This window comes from Pseudomonas sp. zfem002 (assembly GCF_032621685.1).
Classification (GTDB): Bacteria; Pseudomonadota; Gammaproteobacteria; order Pseudomonadales; family Pseudomonadaceae; genus Aquipseudomonas; species Aquipseudomonas japonica.
The window spans coordinates 330,528-349,282 of the sequence record NZ_JAVYJH010000002.1 but is presented as its reverse complement, the minus strand read 5'-3'; the positions used below and the strand labels follow the sequence as shown (position 1 = coordinate 349,282).

The 18,755-nt window shown below is 65.2% G+C and carries 12 protein-coding genes; 9 read left to right on the top strand and 3 right to left on the bottom strand.

Going from position 1 to position 18,755, the window contains the following annotated elements; genetic code table 11:
* The first annotated feature begins 214 nt into the window (after window positions 1–214).
* From RTI28_RS04900 to RTI28_RS04880, 5 genes are all read left to right on the top strand, one after another.
* Window positions 215–2,923 (top strand): LuxR C-terminal-related transcriptional regulator, encoded by a 2,709-nt coding sequence (locus RTI28_RS04900; RefSeq protein ID WP_316919389.1) that lies wholly within the window; start codon window positions 215–217, stop codon window positions 2,921–2,923.
* 125 nt (window positions 2,924–3,048) lie between these two features.
* Entirely contained in the window at window positions 3,049–4,950 is a 1,902-nt protein-coding gene (locus RTI28_RS04895) for a sigma-54-dependent Fis family transcriptional regulator (protein WP_316919388.1), read from the top strand.
* Window positions 4,950–6,665, top strand: a complete 1,716-nt coding sequence (locus tag RTI28_RS04890; RefSeq protein WP_316919614.1) for an ABC transporter ATP-binding protein — start codon at window positions 4,950–4,952, stop codon at window positions 6,663–6,665. Before RTI28_RS04895 ends, RTI28_RS04890 begins: the two co-directional genes overlap by 1 nt.
* Window positions 6,658–7,323: a S8 family serine peptidase gene (locus RTI28_RS04885; protein ID WP_316919387.1), complete on the top strand. Its 666-nt coding sequence runs from the start codon at window positions 6,658–6,660 to the stop codon at window positions 7,321–7,323. The genes RTI28_RS04890 and RTI28_RS04885 overlap by 8 nt, the downstream gene beginning before the upstream one ends.
* Window positions 7,320–8,627 (top strand): NAD(P)/FAD-dependent oxidoreductase, encoded by a 1,308-nt coding sequence (locus RTI28_RS04880; protein ID WP_316919386.1) that lies wholly within the window; start codon window positions 7,320–7,322, stop codon window positions 8,625–8,627. The genes RTI28_RS04885 and RTI28_RS04880 overlap by 4 nt, the downstream gene beginning before the upstream one ends.
* A gap of 174 nt (window positions 8,628–8,801) precedes the next feature.
* Here RTI28_RS04880 and RTI28_RS04875 read toward each other — a convergent pair whose 3' ends face one another.
* Complete coding sequence (locus RTI28_RS04875; RefSeq protein WP_316919385.1) at window positions 8,802–10,295, bottom strand: aldehyde dehydrogenase family protein; 1,494 nt, start codon at window positions 10,293–10,295, stop codon at window positions 8,802–8,804.
* Between the two features lie 406 nt (window positions 10,296–10,701).
* On the opposite strand from RTI28_RS04875, the gene peaA reads away from it, so the two are divergent.
* Genes peaA through peaD form a run of 4 tightly spaced genes read left to right on the top strand, consistent with a single transcriptional unit; the run spans window position 10,702 to window position 15,236 of the window.
* Window positions 10,702–12,279, top strand: a complete 1,578-nt coding sequence (gene peaA / locus RTI28_RS04870; protein ID WP_316919384.1) for a quinohemoprotein amine dehydrogenase subunit alpha — start codon at window positions 10,702–10,704, stop codon at window positions 12,277–12,279.
* Window positions 12,280–12,326: 47 nt separating this feature from the next.
* Window positions 12,327–13,757, top strand: a complete 1,431-nt coding sequence (gene peaB / locus RTI28_RS04865) for a quinohemoprotein amine dehydrogenase maturation protein (RefSeq protein WP_316919383.1) — start codon at window positions 12,327–12,329, stop codon at window positions 13,755–13,757.
* A 1-nt stretch (window position 13,758) separates the two neighbouring features.
* Window positions 13,759–14,082, top strand: coding sequence for a quinohemoprotein amine dehydrogenase subunit gamma (gene qhpC / locus RTI28_RS04860; protein ID WP_042127048.1), 324 nt, complete (start codon window positions 13,759–13,761; stop codon window positions 14,080–14,082).
* Window positions 14,083–14,114: 32 nt separating this feature from the next.
* Window positions 14,115–15,236 (top strand): quinohemoprotein amine dehydrogenase subunit beta, encoded by a 1,122-nt coding sequence (gene peaD, locus RTI28_RS04855; RefSeq protein ID WP_316919382.1) that lies wholly within the window; start codon window positions 14,115–14,117, stop codon window positions 15,234–15,236.
* 93 nt (window positions 15,237–15,329) lie between these two features.
* Here peaD and RTI28_RS04850 read toward each other — a convergent pair whose 3' ends face one another.
* Both RTI28_RS04850 and RTI28_RS04845 read right to left on the bottom strand, forming a co-directional pair.
* The gene (locus RTI28_RS04850; RefSeq protein ID WP_316919381.1) at window positions 15,330–16,541 is read right to left on the bottom strand and encodes a DNA-processing protein DprA; all 1,212 of its coding nucleotides are present in this window, start codon (window positions 16,539–16,541) and stop codon (window positions 15,330–15,332) included.
* Window positions 16,538–18,634, bottom strand: coding sequence for a RecQ family ATP-dependent DNA helicase (locus RTI28_RS04845; protein ID WP_316919380.1), 2,097 nt, complete (start codon window positions 18,632–18,634; stop codon window positions 16,538–16,540). Before RTI28_RS04845 ends, RTI28_RS04850 begins: the two co-directional genes overlap by 4 nt.
* Window positions 18,635–18,755 lie beyond the last annotated feature (121 nt).

Genomic DNA, 18,755 nt, shown 5'->3' with positions numbered 1-18,755 from the left:
GGCGTTTTGATTGGTGGGTATCAGAAAAAGTCTCCGTGACCAGCTGATTTATCACCCATCGCTGTCATTTCTTGCCTTCCATCAATGTTGTTCTTGTTGCTTCTTGTTGTAGTCTTTTTTTCCATACCTGCGGCAATCGCCTTCAAATGTGCCGGTTAACCCGCTAGTCTGCGCCAATCCCTGTCGCCGAGATTTTCCCAGGAAAGAGCCGGCCATGACCGACCTGTCCAGCACGCAAGGGTTCACCAGCCAGACCGTGTCCGCGCTGGAAGGACGCTTCTACCGGCCGCCACTGCCCGATGGGCATGTGCCGCGGGCACGCCTGTGCCAGCGTTTGCAGGCCGGGCTCGGTGGTCGTCTGCTGCTGGTCAATGCCCCGGCCGGATTCGGCAAGAGTTCGCTGGCGGTGGAGTTCTGCCAGGGACTGCCCGCGCACTGGCGCAGCCTGTGGCTGGGCCTGAGCAAGCGCGATGCCGATCCCGGACGTTTTCTCGAACGCCTGCTGGAAGGTCTGCAACAGCATTGCCCCAGCCTGGGCAGCCAGGCCCTCGGCCTGTTGAAGATGCGCCAGCGCCACCAGCCGTTCGCCTTCGAGGAATGGCTCGATGGCCTGCTCGACGAACTGACCCTGCATCTGCAGGCTTCGGCGCCCATCCTGCTGGTGCTGGACGACTATCACCTGGCCCAGGGCCCGGTCCTCGATCGCTGCCTGCAGTTCTTCCTCAATCATCTGCCGCCCGGACTGGTGCTGCTGGTCACCTCGCGCCAGCGTCCGGACTGGCACCTGGCGCGCCTGCGCCTGTCGCGGCAATTGCTGGAGCTCAACGAGCAGGATCTGCGCCTGACCCCCGACGAATCCTTCGCCGTGCTCGGCCAGCATCCCGCAGCATTGCGTGGCCAGGCCCTGGACAACCTGGTGCAGCGCAGCGATGGCTGGGTCGCCGGGCTGCGTTTCTGGCTGCTCGCCGCCACCGAGTCCGGTGCCGACAACGCCTTGCCCCAGGCCTTGCACGGCGGCGAAGGGCTGATTCGCGACTACCTGCTGGAAGAAGTCATCGACTGCCTGCCGGCGGAGGTCCAGGCCTTCCTCAACGACACGGCCTGCCAGGACCGCTTCTGCGGCGATCTGTGCGACGCCCTGCGGGAAAGCCACGACAGTGGCGAAATCCTGCGTTACCTGCAGTCCCACCAGGTGTTCCTGGTACCGCTGGACGAGCACGGCTACTGGTTCCGCTATCACCATCTGTTCTCCGACCTGCTGCGCACCCGCCAGGCCAGCCTACCCCTGTCCAGCCTGCACCTGCGTGCCTGCCGCTGGTTCCATGGCCAGGGCCTGCTCGACGAGGCGGTGGAGCAGGCCCTGCGTGCCGGGCACCTGGATGTCGCGGCCAACCTGGTGCAGAACCTCTCCGAGGAGCAACTGCTGGCCGAGCAGAATGTCGGCATGCTCCTGCGCTGGAAGATGGACCTGCCCGACAGCCTGCTGATCAGCACGCCGCGGCTGATCGTGCTGTACAGCTGGGCGCTGGGCCTGGCCTGCCAACTGGATGCCGCCGAGGAGTTGGCCAGTCACCTCAGTCGCTTCCTCCCGGCACCCTCGGCCACCGCGCAGAAATCCATGCTGGCGCAGTGGCTGGCGCTGAGTGGGATCATCGCCCGTGGGCGCGGCGATCGCGAACGCACCCGCTCGTTCTGCGAGCAGGCCCTGCAAAGCCTGCCGCACAAGCGTTACGGGCAGCGCCTGATGTGCCTGTCGACCTTGTCCAACCTGGCCATCGCCGACGCCGACTTCTGGCGTGCCCGTGGCTGGAACCGCGAGGCCCTGGAGCTGGCCCAGCGGGTCGGCAATCCGTTGTTCGAGGCCCTGGCCCACTACGACCGCGCGCGGGTGCTGCATGCCCGCGGCGAAGTCCTGCGGGCCATGGATGAAGTGCGCCAAGGCCTGCACCGTCTGCGTGGGCTGTCGTCGCAGCGGCTGTATGCGGTGCGCGCGCGGCTGACGCTCTACGAGGGTTACCTGCTGGTGGCGCGCCTGCAGGCGGAGGCCGGGCGCAGTCGCCTGCGCGCCGGACTGATCGAGGCGCGGGCCTGTCGCGATATCAGCGTGCTGATCGGCCACTGCGCCCTGGCGGCCCTGGACGGGCGCGAAGGCCGTTTCGCCGAAGCCTTCGCCGAACTGGCCGAGGCCGAGCGCCTGATGCATATCTGGGATGTGCCGCCGATCTTCTACCTGGCGATGATCACCCTGGTGAAATGCGAACTGTGGTTGGCCCAGGGACGCAACGACCTGGCCGAATCCTGGTTGCTGCGCCTGAGCCAGACCTATGGCGGCCAGCAGGCCGCCGCGGCGCCGGAGTTCCACCCGATGCTGCCGCTGCATATCGAATGGCAGCAGGCGCTGCTGGAGCAGGCGCAAGGGCGCCTCGCCCAGGCCGGGCAGCGGCTGCAGGCGCTGCTCAATCGTGGCCAGGCCAGTGGCGGGCAACTGCTGTGCCTGGTCGCGCTGTGCCAGCAGGTCGGGCTGGCGTTGGCCCAGGGTGAGCAGGCGGGCGCGCGCGAGCGTCTGGCCCAGGCCCTCGATGCCGCGCGAGGGGGCGCGCTGCAACCGTTCCAGCGACTGCTCAACGAACACCCCGACTGGTTGCGCGAACAACTGCAGGCGCAACCTTCGAGCCCGACCCAGGGCAGCCTGCTCGCCCTGCTGCCGAGCCAGGAAAGCGCCATCAGCGCGGAAACCCTGAGTGTGCGCGAACACGCGGTGCTCAAGTTGATCGCCCAGGGCTGTTCCAACCAGGAAATCAGCGAGCAGCTGTTCATCTCCCTGCACACCGTGAAGACCCACGCGAGTCATATCAACAGCAAGCTGGGGGTCGAACGGCGCACCCAGGCGGTGGCCCGGGCCAAGTCACTGGGGCTTTTGTAACAGGCTTATACTCCAAACTCTCCGTAGGAGCGCGGCCAGTCATCTCCACGGGTTTCCAGGGAAGTGTTACCAAAGGGACATGGCGCAGGTCTTGCTTGTATCGGATAACCGATCCGGAGCCGCCGATGAGCACAATAAAAACTCCCCCGACCTCGAATCCCCGTCTTGCCCGCGAACGCCTGTCCGTCGAGGGGCAATTGCCCGACGGTTTCCTGCGTGCCGAAATCGATGCCTCCTGGCGCCGCAGTCTCGACCATGGGGTCACCGGTAACGCCGGCCAGGAAATCAGCCTGACTTCCGCCGCCAGCCTCGACCTGCTGCTGGCCTGCAATCGCCCGCTGCTGGATGCCGCCAGCGCCGAGCTGGACTTTCTCGGCGCGCGTCAGGGGCAAGACAGTCTGATCATCCTCGCCAACGCCGACGCCACCATCCTTGCCATCCAGGGCGAGTCCGGCGTGCTCAAGCGCCGCGGCCTCGACGATATCGCCCCCGGCACCTGCTGGAGCGAGGCGACCCGCGGCACCAACGCCCTGGGCACCGCGCTGGTGGAGGCGCGCACGGTGCAGATCGATTGCGGCGAACACTTCCTCGAACGCCTCAGCGACTTTTCCTGCACCTCGGTGCCCATCCACTGCCCGCAGGGCGAACTGTTCGGCGTCCTCGACCTGACCCGCCAGGGCCCGCTCGGACGCCTGCACGACCGCACCGCGCTGCTGGCCATGGCGGTGATGCAGATCGAAAGCCGGTTGTTCCGCAACAGCTTCCCGGAACAGATCGTCCTGGCGTTCCACAGCCGCCGGCAGTACCTCGATTCCTGCTGGCAGGGGCTGCTGGCGATCAGCCTGGACGGGCGCATCCTCGCCGCCAGCAACCAGGCCTGCCAGTTGCTGCGCTGCGAGCGTGCCAGCCTGATCGGCCAGCGCTGCGACAGCCTGCTGGGCATGCGTGTCGAACAGTGGCTGGCGCGCCTGCAGCAAGGCCAGGTCGATAGCGTCGAGACCGCCAAGGGCGCCTTCCACTACAAGACCCTGCACCTGCCGCAGCGCTCGCTGGCGGTGTCGCTGCCGGCGACCGTCAGCCGCGCCGCGCCGGCCTCCGTCTCGCCCACGCTGGCGTCGCTGGGGGCCGGCAACGCCCGTTTCGCCCGCACCCTGCGCATGGCCCGCCAGGGCCTGGCCAGCGACCTGCCGGTGGTCCTGCTGGGAGAGACCGGCAGCGGCAAGGAAGTGGTCGCCCGTGCCCTGCACCAGGACAGCGCGCGTGCCAGCAAACCGTTCATCGCGGTGAACTGCGCGGCGATCCCCGAGGGCCTGATCGAGTCGGAACTGTTCGGCTACCGCGAGGGTGCCTTCACCGGATCGCGTCGTGGCGGCATGGTCGGCCGTCTGCAACAGGCCCATGGCGGCACGCTGTTCCTCGACGAAGTGGGCGACATGCCGCTGGCCCTGCAGGCCCGGCTGCTGCGGGTATTGCAGGAGCGCAAGGTGGCGCCGCTGGGCGCGGCCCAGGAGCAGGACCTGGATATCGCCCTGATCTGCGCCACCCACCGCGACCTCAAGCAGCAGGTGGCCGACCAGCAGTTCCGCGAAGACCTCTACTACCGCATCAACGGCATCAGCGTGCGCCTGCCGGCCCTGCGTGAGCGCGACGACCTGGCGGCGCTGATCGACAGCCTGCTGGGCAGCCTCGGTGGCCACGGCGTGCGCCTGTCCGACGAACTGATGCGGCTGTTCGAGGCCTATCACTGGCCGGGCAACATCCGCCAGCTGGAGATGAGCCTGCGCCTGCTCCTGGCCATGCGCGAGGAGGGCGAGCAGGTGCTCGACATCGACCACCTGCCGGAGCCGCTGCTCGATGAACTGCGCAGCGGCGCGCCCGGGGCGCAGCCGGAGAACCTGCGTGACAGCCAGCTGGAGCTGATCCGCCAGGCCCTCGACCGGCATCATGGCAACGCCACCGCCGCCGCGGTCGCCCTGGGGATCAGCCGGGCCACGCTGTACCGCAAGCTCAAACGGATCGCACCGTGATCCAGCGTCTGCTCAGCCGCCTGATCGAGCATCAGGACCGACCCGCCCTGCGTGATGCCCTGCACTGGCTGTACGGCTTCATCCGCCCGCAGCGGCTGGCCATCGCCGGCCTGCTGGGGCTGTCGATGTGCGCCACGGCGCTGGTGCTGGTGCAGCCCTGGCTGACCAAGCTGCTGATCGACGACGGCTTGCTGGCCAAGGACTTTGCGCGGCTGGCGTCGATCGCCGGGCTGATGGTCCTCGCCGGCATCCTCGGCACGCTGCTTTCCGGTCTCAATCGCTACCTGCACACGCGGCTGTCCGGGCGCATCCTGTTTGCCCTGCGCGATGCGCTGTATCGCCACCTGCAGCGCCTGTCGCCGAGCTTCTACGGCCAGCGCCGCCTGGGCGACCTGATGTCGCGGCTGGACGGCGATGTCGCCGAGATCCAGCGCTTCGCCGTGGACTCGCTGTTCTCCGCGGTGTCCAGCGTGATCGGCCTGGTCTGCGCCGTGGGCATGCTGCTGATGCTGTCGTGGCAGCTGTCGCTGCTGGCGCTGCTGCTGATCCCGCTGGACGTGCTCTGGCTGCGCTGGATGCGGCGCAAGGTCGAGCGCGAGGTGCGTCAGTTGCGCGAGCGCTCGGCGGACGTCTCGTCGTTCCTGGTGGAGACCCTGCCGGCGATGAAATTCATCCAGTCCGCTGGTCAGCAACAGCGCGAGGCGCGGCGGCTCGACGGGCTGGGGCAGGGCTACATGAACCAGCTGTTGCGCGTGCAGGTCACCGAATTCTTCACCCAGGCGGTGCCCGGCACCCTGACCTCGCTGTCGCGCGCCTGCGCCTTTCTGGTGGGGGGCTACTGGGTGGTGCAGGGCACCTGGCAACTGGGCGCGCTGATCGCCTTTTCCACTTACCTGGGTATGGCGGTCGGGCCGGTGCAGAGCCTGCTCGGCCTGTATGTGGCAGTGCAGCGCATGAGCGTCAGCCTGGGCCGGGTCATGGAGTTGCGCGGGGTGGCGCCGGAGGTGGACAGCCCGGCGCGGACAACGCCGATGCCGGAACGCGGCGACCTGCAACTGCGCGGCGTGTGCTTCGCCCATCCGGGACGCCCGCCGCTGTTGCAGCAGGTCGAGGCGAGCATCCCGCACGGCTGCAAGGTGGCCTTGAGTGGCATGTCCGGCGCCGGAAAGTCGACCCTGATCGACCTGCTGCAACGCTTCTACGATCCCCAGGCCGGTCAGATCCTGCTGGGCGGTGTCGATCTGCGCGAACTCGATCTGCATGCCCTGCGCCAGCGCGTGGCGGTGGTCAGCCAGGATATCGTGCTGTTTCGCGGCAGCCTGGCCGACAACCTCGCCTACAGCGTGCCCGAGGCCAGCCGCGAAGCCATTGCCGAGGTCGCCCGCCTGGCGCGCCTGGACGGCCTGATCGCCAGCCTGCCGCAAGGGCTGGACAGCCCGCTGGGCGAGCGCGGCCAGCAACTTTCCGGCGGACAGAAACAACGTATCGCCATCGCTCGCGCATTGCTCCAGAATCCCCTGCTGCTGGTGCTGGATGAAGCCACCTCACAAGTCGATGAAGACACGGAGCGAGAAGTGATTGCCGCGATAGACCAATTGTTCGCCGACCGGACCCGGATCCTGGTCAGCCACCGCCCTTCGACCCTGGCCAATGCCGATCTGCACCTGCTGCTGCAGGACGGTCGACTGCGCGTGCGGGAGGCCGGGCATGTCTGAGGTACGCATCGGCGTGGTCGACAGCGGCGGTCCGCCGGAGCGCCTGGCCGATGCCCGGCGCTTCCAGCTGGCAGCGGTTGGCGTCAGCGAACAGGCGGCGCGGGAGGATGCCTTGGGCCACGGCACGGCGGTGGTCGAACTGATCGCGGCGGGGGCGGGCGACCTGCCGATCCATGTCGCCCAGGTGTTCGACGAGCGCGGCATCACCAGCGCCTTGCAGGTCGCCGCCGGGATCGAATGGCTGGTCATGCGCGGCGTGCGCCTGATCAATCTCAGCCTCGGCCTGCGCGAGGATCGCCCGGCGCTGCGCGAGGCCTGCGCGGCGGCCCAGGACGCCGGCGTGCTGATCTGCGCCTCGACCCCGGCCCAGGGCCTGCCGGTGTATCCCGCCGCCTATCCGGGCGTGCTGCGCATCACCGGCGATGCCCGTTGCCAGCGCGATGAGTGGAGCTGGCTGGACAGCCCCCAGGCCGATTTCGGCGCCTGCGTGCGGGCCAAGGAGAGTCCGCTGTCCGGTGCCAGTTTCGGCTGCGCGGCGCTGACCGGGCATATCGCCGCGTTCCTGCGTGACCAGCCGCATGCCAGCAACGCGCTGGTGATGGCCTGGCTGCTGCACAACGCCCATTACCGCGGCCGCGAATACCGGGGCCGGGCGTGAGCGCCGTCGTCGTGCTCGGTGCCGGCCCCGCCGGCGCCGCGGTGGCCCTGGGCCTGAAGCGCATGGGCTACGAGGTCTGCGTGGTCAGCGAGTGGCGCCGCTTCGCCGCGCTGGAAGGGGTTTCCCAGCGGGTGCTGGAGGCGCTGCGCGGGGTCGGCCTGAGCCGGGCCCTGACGGTGGCCGGCGAGCCCTCGCGGCGGCATGCGCGCTGGAACAGCGAGGCGCAGAGCCGCAATGTCGAATTCCTTCTTGACCGCCCGCGGTTCGACCAGGGCCTGCGTGATGACCTGCACCACGCCGGCATCCGGGTGATCGAGGCGCGGGTGCTGGCGGTGCACCAGGAGCAGGGGCGCAGCCTGATCGAACTGGAGGGCGCGGCGCCCCTGAGCGCCGACTTCCACGTCGAGGCCCGGGGCCGCCAGGCGCCGCAGCATGACCGATCCCTCGGCCGTGCCGCGCGAGGGCCGGAAACCCTCAGCCTGCTCAACCGTTGGCAGGGGCCGCCGGGCAAGAGCGCCAGCGCCGTGGAAAGCCAGTCCGACGGCTGGGTGTGGATGGCCCGCCAGGCCGATGGCCGCTGCTATTGGCAGTGGACCCTGGATGTCGCCGCCTCCGCGTTGCCGGACAAAGCCGCACTGCTGGAGTTCTGCCGTGAGCGGCGCTGGCAGTCGCCCTTGGCCCGGGCCTTCTTCGACAGCGACCAGGAACACGACCTGCAACTCCATGCGCGCAGCAGCACGGCGATCCTCACGCCGCTTTGCGGCGCTGCCAACTGGCTGCGGGTAGGGGATGCGGCGATGGCGGTGGATCCGCTGTCGGGCAACGGCATCTTCCAGTCGCTGTCTTCGGCCCTGCAGGCGCCGGCGGTGATCAACACCCTGCTGCGCCATCCCGAACGCCGCGACCTGGCCCTGCGTTTTCATCAGCAGCGGGTCGAGCACCTGTTCTGGCGTTTCGCCCGGTTGGGGCGGGATTTCTACCTGGAGGAACGGCGGTGGGCCGACGAGCCCTTCTGGCAGGCGCGGCGCAACTGGCCGGATGCCGAGCCAGTGCATGCCGAAGCGGATTTCTCCAGCCTGCGCATAGAGCAGGCGCCAGTGCTGCGCGAGGGCCTGGTGGACCTTGCGCAGGTGGTGATCAGCCCCGATCAGCCATTGGGTATCTGGCACCTGAATGGTGTCGAGCTGGCGCCGCTGGTCAGCCGCTTGCGTGATGAACCTGCCGAACAGGTGCTGGCGCCATTGAGCCCCGAACAGCAGCGCTACGTGCGTAGCTGGTTGCTGAGTCAGGGCTACCGCCCCTGAAACAAGGTAAAGGCGCGACACGGACCCTGGGGTAACTGGCTTGCCAGCTTCCACACGACCCATGTCGCGCCTTCAACGGTATGGGTCAGGCACCAGACCCCACGATGGCACTACCGCCCTCGCTTTGTGATGATCAGCCCCGATCAGCCACTGAGCATCTGGCACCTGAATTCTTCAAAGCTTGATCAACACCGACTTGAGCTCGGTGTAGTGCTCGATCGCCGCCGCACCCATCTCGCGACCGACGCCGGACATCTTGTAGCCGCCGAACGGCAGTGCCGGGTCCAGTGCGCTGTGGCAGTTGACCCAGACCGAACCGGACTTGATGCGCGGGATCATGCGGTGCACCGCGCCCAGGTTGTTCGACCAGATGCTCGCCCCCAGCCCGTACGGGCTGTCGTTGGCCAGGCGCAGCGCTTCGGCTTCGTCATCGAAGGGGATGGCCACCAGCACCGGGCCGAAGATTTCTTCCTGCACCAGCGGGTGTTTCTGGTCGACGTCGACGATCACCGTCGGCTTGACGAAGTAGCCCGGGCCGAACTGCTCGCCGCCGCAGGCGATGGTGGCGCCGCTGCCGCGGCCCTGCTCGATGTAGTCGAACACACGTTTCTGCTGGCGCGCGGAGATCAGCGGACCCATCTGCACGCTCGGGTCGAGGCCGTTGCCCAGCTTCATGGCGTTGGCGATCCCGGCGATGTCCGCGACCACGTTGTCGAAGTGCTTGCGGTGCACGTACAGGCGCGAGCCGGCGCAGCACACCTGGCCCTGGTTGAAGAAGATCGCCTGGGCCGCGCCCGCGGCAGCGGTGGCGAGGTCGGCGTCGGCCATGACGATGGTCGGCGACTTGCCGCCCAGTTCCAGGGTGACCCGGGTCATGTTGTCCATGGCCACCCGGCCGATGTGCTGGCCGACGGCGGTGGAGCCGGTGAAGGTCAGCTTGTCGACGCGCGGGTCGCGGGTCAGGGCATCGCCGGCGACCGCGCCGACCCCGGTGACCACGCTGAGCACGCCGCTCGGGTAGCCAGCCTCGAGTACCAGCTCGGCCAGCTTCAAGGCGCTCAGCGGGGTCTCGTCGGCGGGCTTGAGAACTACGCTGCAGCCGGTCGCCAGGGCCGGGCCGAGCTTCCAGCAGGCCAGCAGCAACGGGAAGTTCCAGGCGACGATGGCGCCGACCACACCCACCGCTTCGCGGCGGATGAAGCCATGGAACTGGTCGTCGGGCATCAGTGGCAGCGATACGTCGACGGTATGGCCTTCGATCTTGGTCGCCCAGCCGGCCATGTAGCGCAGGAAGTCGATGGACAACTGCACATCCATCACCCGCGCCACGACCGCGCTCTTGCCGTTGTTCAGGCATTCCAGCTGGGCCAGGATCTCGGCATCGCGCTCCATCAGGTCGGCCAGGCGCAGCAGCAGGTTCTGCCGCTCGCGCGGGCGGGCACGGCTCCACGCCGAATCATCGAAGGCCTGGCGCGCGGCACCCACCGCCCGTGCCACATCGGCCGGCGTCGCCGCCGGTACCTGGCACAGTGCCTCGCCCGTGGCCGGATTGCGCAGGGTCAGGCGCTCGCCATCGCTGGCCTCGACCCAGTCGGCGCCGATCAACATGGTCGGCGCGCGCCGGATGAAGGCCTCGACGGCCGGATGCAGGGGGGCAGTGGTGGACATGGCAGACCTCTTTCTTGTGAGTGAATGCCAGGACATGGCAACCGCTGTGCCAAGGTCGCCAATACCGGCGCGGGCCCGATGAAACCAAGGCCGCGCCGTGGGACGGCGGGCACTGGCCGGTCTGCCGGTTGTCGCAAAATGCGACAGTCGCTGAGACTGTCTCATTGGCCTGAGACAGCTGTATCGGACTGTCTCAGGCTGTCTCATCTGTCGCGAAACGAGTCGAAAGGCTTGTCTGTCGTGGCCTGCAAGCCATGTAAACCGGCGCCTGCAGCGTTTGGCACGCAATATGTATCGACCCCTGCAAGCGGCTCTTCGGTGTGCGCTCTGCCCAATGTGGCCGACGGAAGAGACCTATAAGAAGTGTACGAACAATAAGAAGAACCCCGTGGGAGGTCAGTCATCGATGAAGAGAACACTCAGGTTCGCCAGCGCCGGTGGCCTGCTGGCAGTGGCGGTCAGCCTTGCCTTGCAGCCCCAGGTCAGTCAGGCCCGGGAGGGCCGGCAGATCCTTATGGAGACGTGTCAGGGTTGCCACTTGCCCGAGGGCAACGATGCCCTGAGCCGCATCAGCCACCAGCGCAAGACCCCGGAAGGCTGGCTGATGACCATCGGCCGCATGCAGACCATGCACCAGCTGCAGATCAGCGACGAGGACCGGCGCACCCTGGTCAAGTACCTCGCCGACACCCAGGGCCTGGCGCCCAGCGAAACCGACGGTGTGCGCTACGCCCTCGAACGGCGGCTGAACACCGTCGAGCAGATCGAAGAACCCACCAAGCAGATGTGTGCCCGCTGTCACTCCGGGGCGCGGATCGCCCTGCAGCGGCGGCCGGCGCAGGAGTGGGAGCGGCTGGTGAACTTCCACCTCGGCCAGTGGCCGTCGCTGGAATACCAGGCGATGTCCCGCGACCGTGACTGGTTCGAGCTGGCGAAGAAGGACATGGTCCCCTTGCTGGCGCAGAAATATCCGCTGGATACCCAGGCCTGGAGCGACTGGCGCAAGTCCATGCCCAAGGCCGCGACCCTGGCCGGCGACTGGAGTTTCAGCGGCCATCTGCCGGGCAAGGGTGAGCTCAACGGGGTGATGAAGGTCAGCGCCGAGGACGGCGACCGCTTCAAGGTCAGCCTCGACGGTCAGTACGCCGACGGCACGCCGTTCAAAGGCGAGGGCAGCGCGGTGCTGTACAGCGGCTACGAATGGCGCGGCACGGTGGACGTCGATGGCGTGAGCATGCGCCAGGTGTTCGCCGCCAGTAACGGCCAGTTGAGCGGGCGCATGTTCGACAAGACCCACGACGAACGCGGCCTCGATTTCACTGCCGCGCAGCAGGGCAAGGCGCGCCTGCTGGCGGTACAGCCGGGCTATGTGAAGGCGGGCAGCGAAAGCGAGCTGACCCTGGTCGGCAGCGGCCTCAACGGCACGCCATCGTTCGGCAAGGGCGTGCAAGTGCTGCAGGTGATCGAGAACACCCCGCAACGGATCAAGGTCCGGGTCAAGGCCGCCGCCGATGCTGCCAGCGGTCTGCAGGAGGTCAAGGTCGGTGCCCTGGGTGGCCAGCAACTGGCGCTGTACCGCGAGATCGCCGAAGTGAAGGTGGTTCCGGCCTTCTCGGTGGCGCGCGTGGGTGACAACGGTGGTTCCACGCCGAAGGTCCAGGGCCGTTTCGACGCCGAGGCCTGGGGCCAGGGTGCCGATGGCAAGGCTTATCGCATCGGCGTGTTCCCGGCCAGGTGGAAGGTCGAGCCGTTCGACGAGCGCGCCCGCGAGGATGAGGACGTCAAGTTCGCCGGTGTGATGCAGGCCGATACGGGTGTCTTCACCCCGGGCGATGCCGGACCGAACCCGGCGCGCAAGATGTCCACCAACAACGCCGGCAACCTCAAGGTCATCGCCGCCGTGGACGACGCCGGCAAGGCGCGCACCGGCGAGGGCCAGATGATCGTGACCATCCAGCGCTGGAACAACCCGCCGATCCCGTGAGTCCGGCGGTTTGACCTGGCCATATCCGAGTTTTCGAGGAGGTTGTGATGGGCGCCATCCTGAACCTGGTAGAACGCAATCTGCATGAAGTGCGGGTCGACGATGCCCGCATGCTGTTCCACATCCCCAGCAGTTCGCTGTTCGCCAGCGATGCTCTGACCGGGGAAATCATCGACGCACTGCGCCGCGAAAGCTGCTCCAGCGATGCCCTGGTGCAGCGCCTGGCGGCGCGTTTCGACGGTGCTGAGATCAACGAGACCCTGCGCGAGCTGATCGCCCTGGAACTGGTCAGCGACGGCTCGCCGCTGAGCCCGGAGACGGCGCTCAAGCGGGTCGAGCGCACGGCGCTGAACACCGTGGTGCTCAACGTCAACACCGGCTGCAACCTGAGTTGCACCTACTGCTACAAGGAAGACCTGGACAAGCCCTCGGCGGGCAAGCGCATGGACGTCGAGACCGCTGTGGCCTCGGTGGAGATGCTGCTCAGGGAGTCGCCGGACGAGCCGGTCTACACCGTGGTGTTCTTCGGCGGCGAGCCGTTGAGCAATCGCAAGCTGATCGAGTACATGGTCGATTACTGCGAGCGGCGTTTCGCCGAGGCGGGCAAGCGCGTGGAGTTCGTCATGACCACCAACGCCACCTTGCTCACCGAGGAGATCGTCGATTACCTCAATGCCCACCGTTTCGGGCTGTCGGTGAGCATCGACGGGCCAAAGACCGTGCACGACCGCAACCGCATCACCGTGGGCGGGCAGGGCACCTACGACGTGGTGCGGCGCAAGGCCGACATGCTGCTGTCACGCTACGACAGCCGCCCGGTGGGGGCACGGGTGACCCTGACCAAGGGCGTCACCGACATCGAGACCATCTGGAACCACCTGTTCAACGAGATGGGTTTCGCCGAAGTCGGTTTCGCCCCGGTGACGTCAGGCGATATCAGCGCCTACAACCTCAGCGGCGAGGAACTGATCGAGGTCTTCGCCAACATGAAGGCTCTCGGCCGGCGCTACCTGGAGGCGGCGCTGGAGCATCGCAATATCGGTTTCTCCAACCTGCACCAGCTGCTCACCGACATCCACGAGGGGCACAAGAAGGCGCTGCCCTGCGGCGCGGGCCTGAAGATGCTGGCGGTGGACCACAAGGGCGAGTTGAACCTCTGTCATCGCTTCACCGGCTCGTCGCTGCCGACCTTTGGCAACGTCCACAGCGGGGTGAAGCAGGTCGAGCTCAACGACTTCCTCTCGCAGCGCCTGGACCGCACCAACACCGGCTGTGACAGCTGTCGCATCCGCAACCTGTGTTCCGGTGGCTGCTACCACGAGAGCTACGCCCGTTACGGCGACCCGACTCATCCGACCTACCACTACTGCGAACTGATGCGTGACTGGGTGGACTTCGGCATCGAAGTCTACAGCCGGATCATGGCCGAGAACCCGGCCTTCATCAGCCGCTACATCACCGCGCGCAAGGTCCACTGACATGAAGCATCTGAAACCGATCAACAACAAAGCGCTGAAACTGGAACAGGCCGCCGAGGAAAACCGCATTGAGGAAGTGCTGGCGATGAACTCGATCGCCGGTTGCGCCTCGACCACCGACCCGGGTTGGGAAATCGATGCCTTCGGTGGTGTCTCGTCGCTGTGCCAGCCGATGGAGTCGGACCTCTACGGCTGCTCCGACCCCTGCTGGTGGCCGGCCCAGGTGCCGGACATGATGAGCACCTTCCCCGACTGGAACAAGGACGCGCAGTCCTCCGGGGACAGCTGGCGCAACCTCGGGACCGTGTTCCCGGACGACAAATGAGCCCCCAGGCGAACAAGAAGAGGGATATCCGCATGCTCCAGATTGCAACCCGCGGCCTGGCCGCCCTGGTGGCGCTCGGCGCCGCTGTCGGTACGGCCCAGGCGGCCGACGCAGGCACGCCGCTGAATGCCGGCGACGAATACATGGTGGTCACCAACTACCCGAACAACCTGCACGTCATCGACCTGGCCAGTGAGAAGCTGTTCAAGACCTGCGCCATGCCCGATGCCTTCGGCCCGGGCTCGGTGCAGCTGTCGCCGGACCGGCGCATCGCCTACGTGCTGAACAACCACTACGCCGATATCTACGGAGTCGAGCTGGACAGCTGCAAACAGGTGTTCCACGCCAGCATCACCCAGCAGCCGGGGGAGAAGGCGCGCTCGATGTTCTCCTTCACCGTCAGTCATGACGGCAAGGAGATCTACACCGTCGCCAACCCGACCAAGCTGTTCAGCGACCACTACGAAGTGCAGGCGCCGCGCCTGGATGTCTATGGCACCGATGGCGGGCTGGATGCCAAGCCGTTGCGCAGCTTCCCGGCGCCGCGCCAGCTGACCATCATGCAGAGCGGCGACGACGGCACGCTGTACGTGGCCGGGCCGGACATCTACAAGGTCGACGTGAAGACCGGCAAGTTCGAGGTCATCGTGCCGAGTCGCAGCTGGAAGCGTCCCAACTACAGTGCGCCGGACGTGCTCTACGTGTGGAACCAGCAGACCTGGCGGCATGATTTCTCGCTGCTCTACACCACGGCGAAATACACCGACGAGAAGCAGGATCCGGCGACCGCGGAGAACCTCTATGGCTTCTTCAACATCGACCTGAAGACCGGCAAGACCCAGACCGTGGATTTCGGTCCGCTGACCGAGATCTACTTCAGCGGCATGCGTTCGCCGAAGGATCCGAACCTGGTGTATGGCGTGCTGAACAGGCTGGCCAAGTACGACATCAAGGAGAAGAAACTGGTCAAGGCCGCGACCCTGGATCACTCGTACTACTGCATCTCGATCAACCGGGCGGGGAGCAAGGTGTATCTGGCGGGGACGTACAACGACGTGGCGATCTTCGATGCCGACAGCCTGAAGCCGCTGGGCAAGATCACCTTGCCGGGTGGGGACATGGCGATTACTACGGCGCAGGTGTTTGTGCGCTGATCTCTCGTTGAGCCGGAACCGGCACTGCAGAAGCGAGGCCTGCCTGCGAAGGACCGTGAAGCGGTCCCCAAGGGCAACCTCGCTCTTGCCTGGTCAGCCCAATTGCAACCCCATCTGGCCCTGTTCTACGAACTGATAGCGCACCGGCTTTTCCAGCTTCTTCACCCGACCTTCCTGAATGGACTGTTTCACCCATTCATTCAACAGGCTTTTGGGCAAATGCCATTTCGTCATCATTTCTTCGATGGTCACGGCATTGTCGAATTGCTGCATCTTGCGCAGGAACAACTCATAGAAACCTTGCTCGTCCTGTATTGCGTACTCGACGGTGGGCCGTTCTTCCTGAACTGAAATACTGCTGGCTGGCGACGCTGCACCCGCTTCGTTGGCGATCAATGAAGGAACATGGAGTTTATCCGTGTCGGACAGCAGCCAATGCGCACCGCGTGAAACCAGCGTCGAGTTGCCGGCATTGGCGTCCGCGGTGGGTTTGACCCAGAGGGGCACCCACGCCTTCTTGATGTTCTCCAGAGCGCCGGTCCAGGTGCCTCCCGACATGCCTGAATGAACAACTACGGCCGCTTGTCCCACGCAGTAGATGTATTTGTTGCGGGCCATGGCATTACCGGTATTGAAGCCGGCTTCCGGATGGAACGGCGATACCAGAACGAGATTGTCGTCGACCAGTCCCTGTCGCCATTTCGCAGCAGTGGCGGCCGCCAGAAGGCCATCCGCCATGATGCCGACCACGGGACCATTGTTGCTCAGGCCTGCCAGCATTGCCGTCTCGTCGATACCTTTTGCCCCGCCGGAAACCACGGTGTAGCCAGCCTCGACGATGCGTCGCCCAAGTTCGTGGGCATAGTCGAGATCCGCCTGCGCAGCGCTTCGTGAACCGACGACACTGACCCCCATGCAATTGAGCAGTTGGACATTTCCGCAGCCGAACAGAACGGGAGGGGCGTCATTGCGCAGGCGATGTTTGAGCGCGCGCGGGTAGTCCGCGTCGGAGCGTGTCAGAACCCAGATACCCGCTCGACTCCATTTCTCCAGTGCCAGGGCCAGTGAATGGCCGCGATTGAGAAGTTGCTCGATACGTTCCAGCGGGACGGCGCGATCATTCCATCCCTGCAAAGGAAAGCGTGTTTCGCCGATCAGCAGGTCGGCCGGCGTTTTGCCCTCCTCGTTGAGCCACTGGGCGAAACGTCCCCACTCCGTAGGGGACAGTGGTTTCACGCTGTCCTTGGCTGATCTGGAGAAGTGGGCGGTCAATAGCAGGATCGCCTGGGTATTGGTGTTCATCATGTCTGGCTTGCCGTAGAAGAAATCGCCACCGGGTAGACCGGGCCACTGCCTGCCCTGCGCAACAAGGCCGAGATGACGGTGAATGTCCAGCCGGAGTCGATCATGTCGTCGACCAGCAGCACCGGTCCGGGAAGGATACCTTCATCGATCTGGAAAACACCGTCGAGATTGCGGCATTGATGGAAACTGTTCTGTTGAAGTTTTTGCGGTTGGTTGGGTTTGATTTTCTTCACGCAACCGATGAAGGGGATACCCAGCGTGTCCGCCAGTCTCCGGGCGAAGGCGGGGATCAGCTCGGGATGGTCCAGGGAGGGCACACAACACAGCCAGGCCGGCTTTGGCAGTGGTTGCCAGCGTTTCTGGATCATATCTGCCATGGCCTGGACGAGCTTATCGCTGAAATGACCTTCGGCCTTGCCTTCTGCCGCCAAATCTCCCCAGCCGCCATCCCGCCACCGGGATAGCACCCGTCCTTCCTCTGCTTGTCGATCCAGCGGCAGGTTGTTCGGAAAGTCATATTCTCTGAATACGCCCCTGGCGATACGCTTTCGTGGCTTTATGGGAACCTCTGCCCTTTGAAGGAAGGCTGCCGCCAGATGGACAACGCCAGGCTCGACGAAATCCAACGGCAATTTTTGATTTCCGCAATTGATGCATGTACCGCACGGCTCACCGTCTGGATCATCCAGGGCTCGGCGCAAGAAATTCATCAGGCAACCGCGCTCTTCAAGATAATTTTGAATCTGCTCCCATTCTTCTTCTCTGCGCCGAGAAAGGCGCTTGACCCGTACTTCGTCAAATTCGTAGGGGTGCCGAGTACGTCGCCATTGGCTGCCCAGCTTGATGAGCGGCGCGGGGTTTTCGACACTCAGCAGCTTCAGGACCTTCTCGATCTGGGACTGAGGGAGGTTGCTGTGCTCTTCCAGTTCTTGAACAGTCAAGCCATCGTGTTGTTCAAGGGCATCCAGTACACGTTTCATCTGTCCCGCTGGCGGGAAAGCCGAGGTGCGGAAAAAGGCGTGAATGGCGGCATCTTCCGCGCCTGAGAGGAGTACGCCTAGCGAGGACCTGATACCACGTCCCGCTCGACCAACCTGCTGGTAGTAGTCAATCACGGAGCCTGGGGTCTGATAGTGAATGACGAAGGCTAGATCTGCCTTGTCATAGCCCATGCCCAGTGCACTCGTGGCGATCAGCACTTTGAGCTGGTTGTTGAGAAGGGCGTCTTCCAGGTGCTGACGATAGGCATCCGAGTCGACGAAGTCTTCATGAGTGACGCCGCTGTAGTAGGCCGCCGAAGCAATGTTTCGGGATTGCAACCATGTACTCACCATATTGGCGTCACGCTTTGTCAGGGTGTAAACGATGCCTGTGCCCGGCATCTCCGGGATTATTCGGGCAAGCCAGGCGAGACGCTTGATGGGCCCCTCCACACGGAGGTTCAGCAGCGAAAGACCTTCCCTGACCAGCGGTCCACGCTGGATGACGATAGCTTCGAATTGCTGGCGAATATCCTCCACCACCCGGTCGTTGGCGGTGGCTGTAGTGCACAGTACCGGGGTGTTGGCCGGGAGAAACTTCATGATGTTGACGATGCGGCGGTAGTCCGGCCGGAAGTCATGGCCCCAATCCGAGATGCAGTGCGCCTCGTCGATCACCATCAGGCCGATCCGGTCGGCGATCGGTTGCAGCGTGTTTTCGACAAAGTCGTCGTTGGCCAGGCGCTCTGGAGAAATCAGCAGGCAATCCACGTTACCTGCCTGCACGGCCTGTTTCGCCGCGCGCCAGTGCTGCTGATTGGTCGAGTTGATGGTCACCGCCCGAATGCCAAGCCGTTCCGCTGCCGCGATCTGGTTGCGCATAAGTGCCAGCAATGGTGAAACGATCAGGGTCGGGCCCTTTCCCTGGTCACGGAGAATTCGGGTGCTGATGAAGTAAACGGCGCTTTTGCCCCACCCGGTACGCTCTACCACCAGCAGTTTCTTGTTGTGATTGACCAAGGCGTCGATCGACTCCCACTGGCGATCACGAAATTGTGACGTGTTGTTATTCAGGGCCTTTTGGAGCAGGCGTTCTGCTTCGTTGCGATTCATGACAAGTCCTTTTGTGAATATCGCGCATCGTGTGAACTGCCTGGCGCAGGCCTCCATGGCCTGCTCTGTGGATAGTCGGTTCAACACTGGCATATAGCGTCGGGATCCCGGTTCGCCGGGG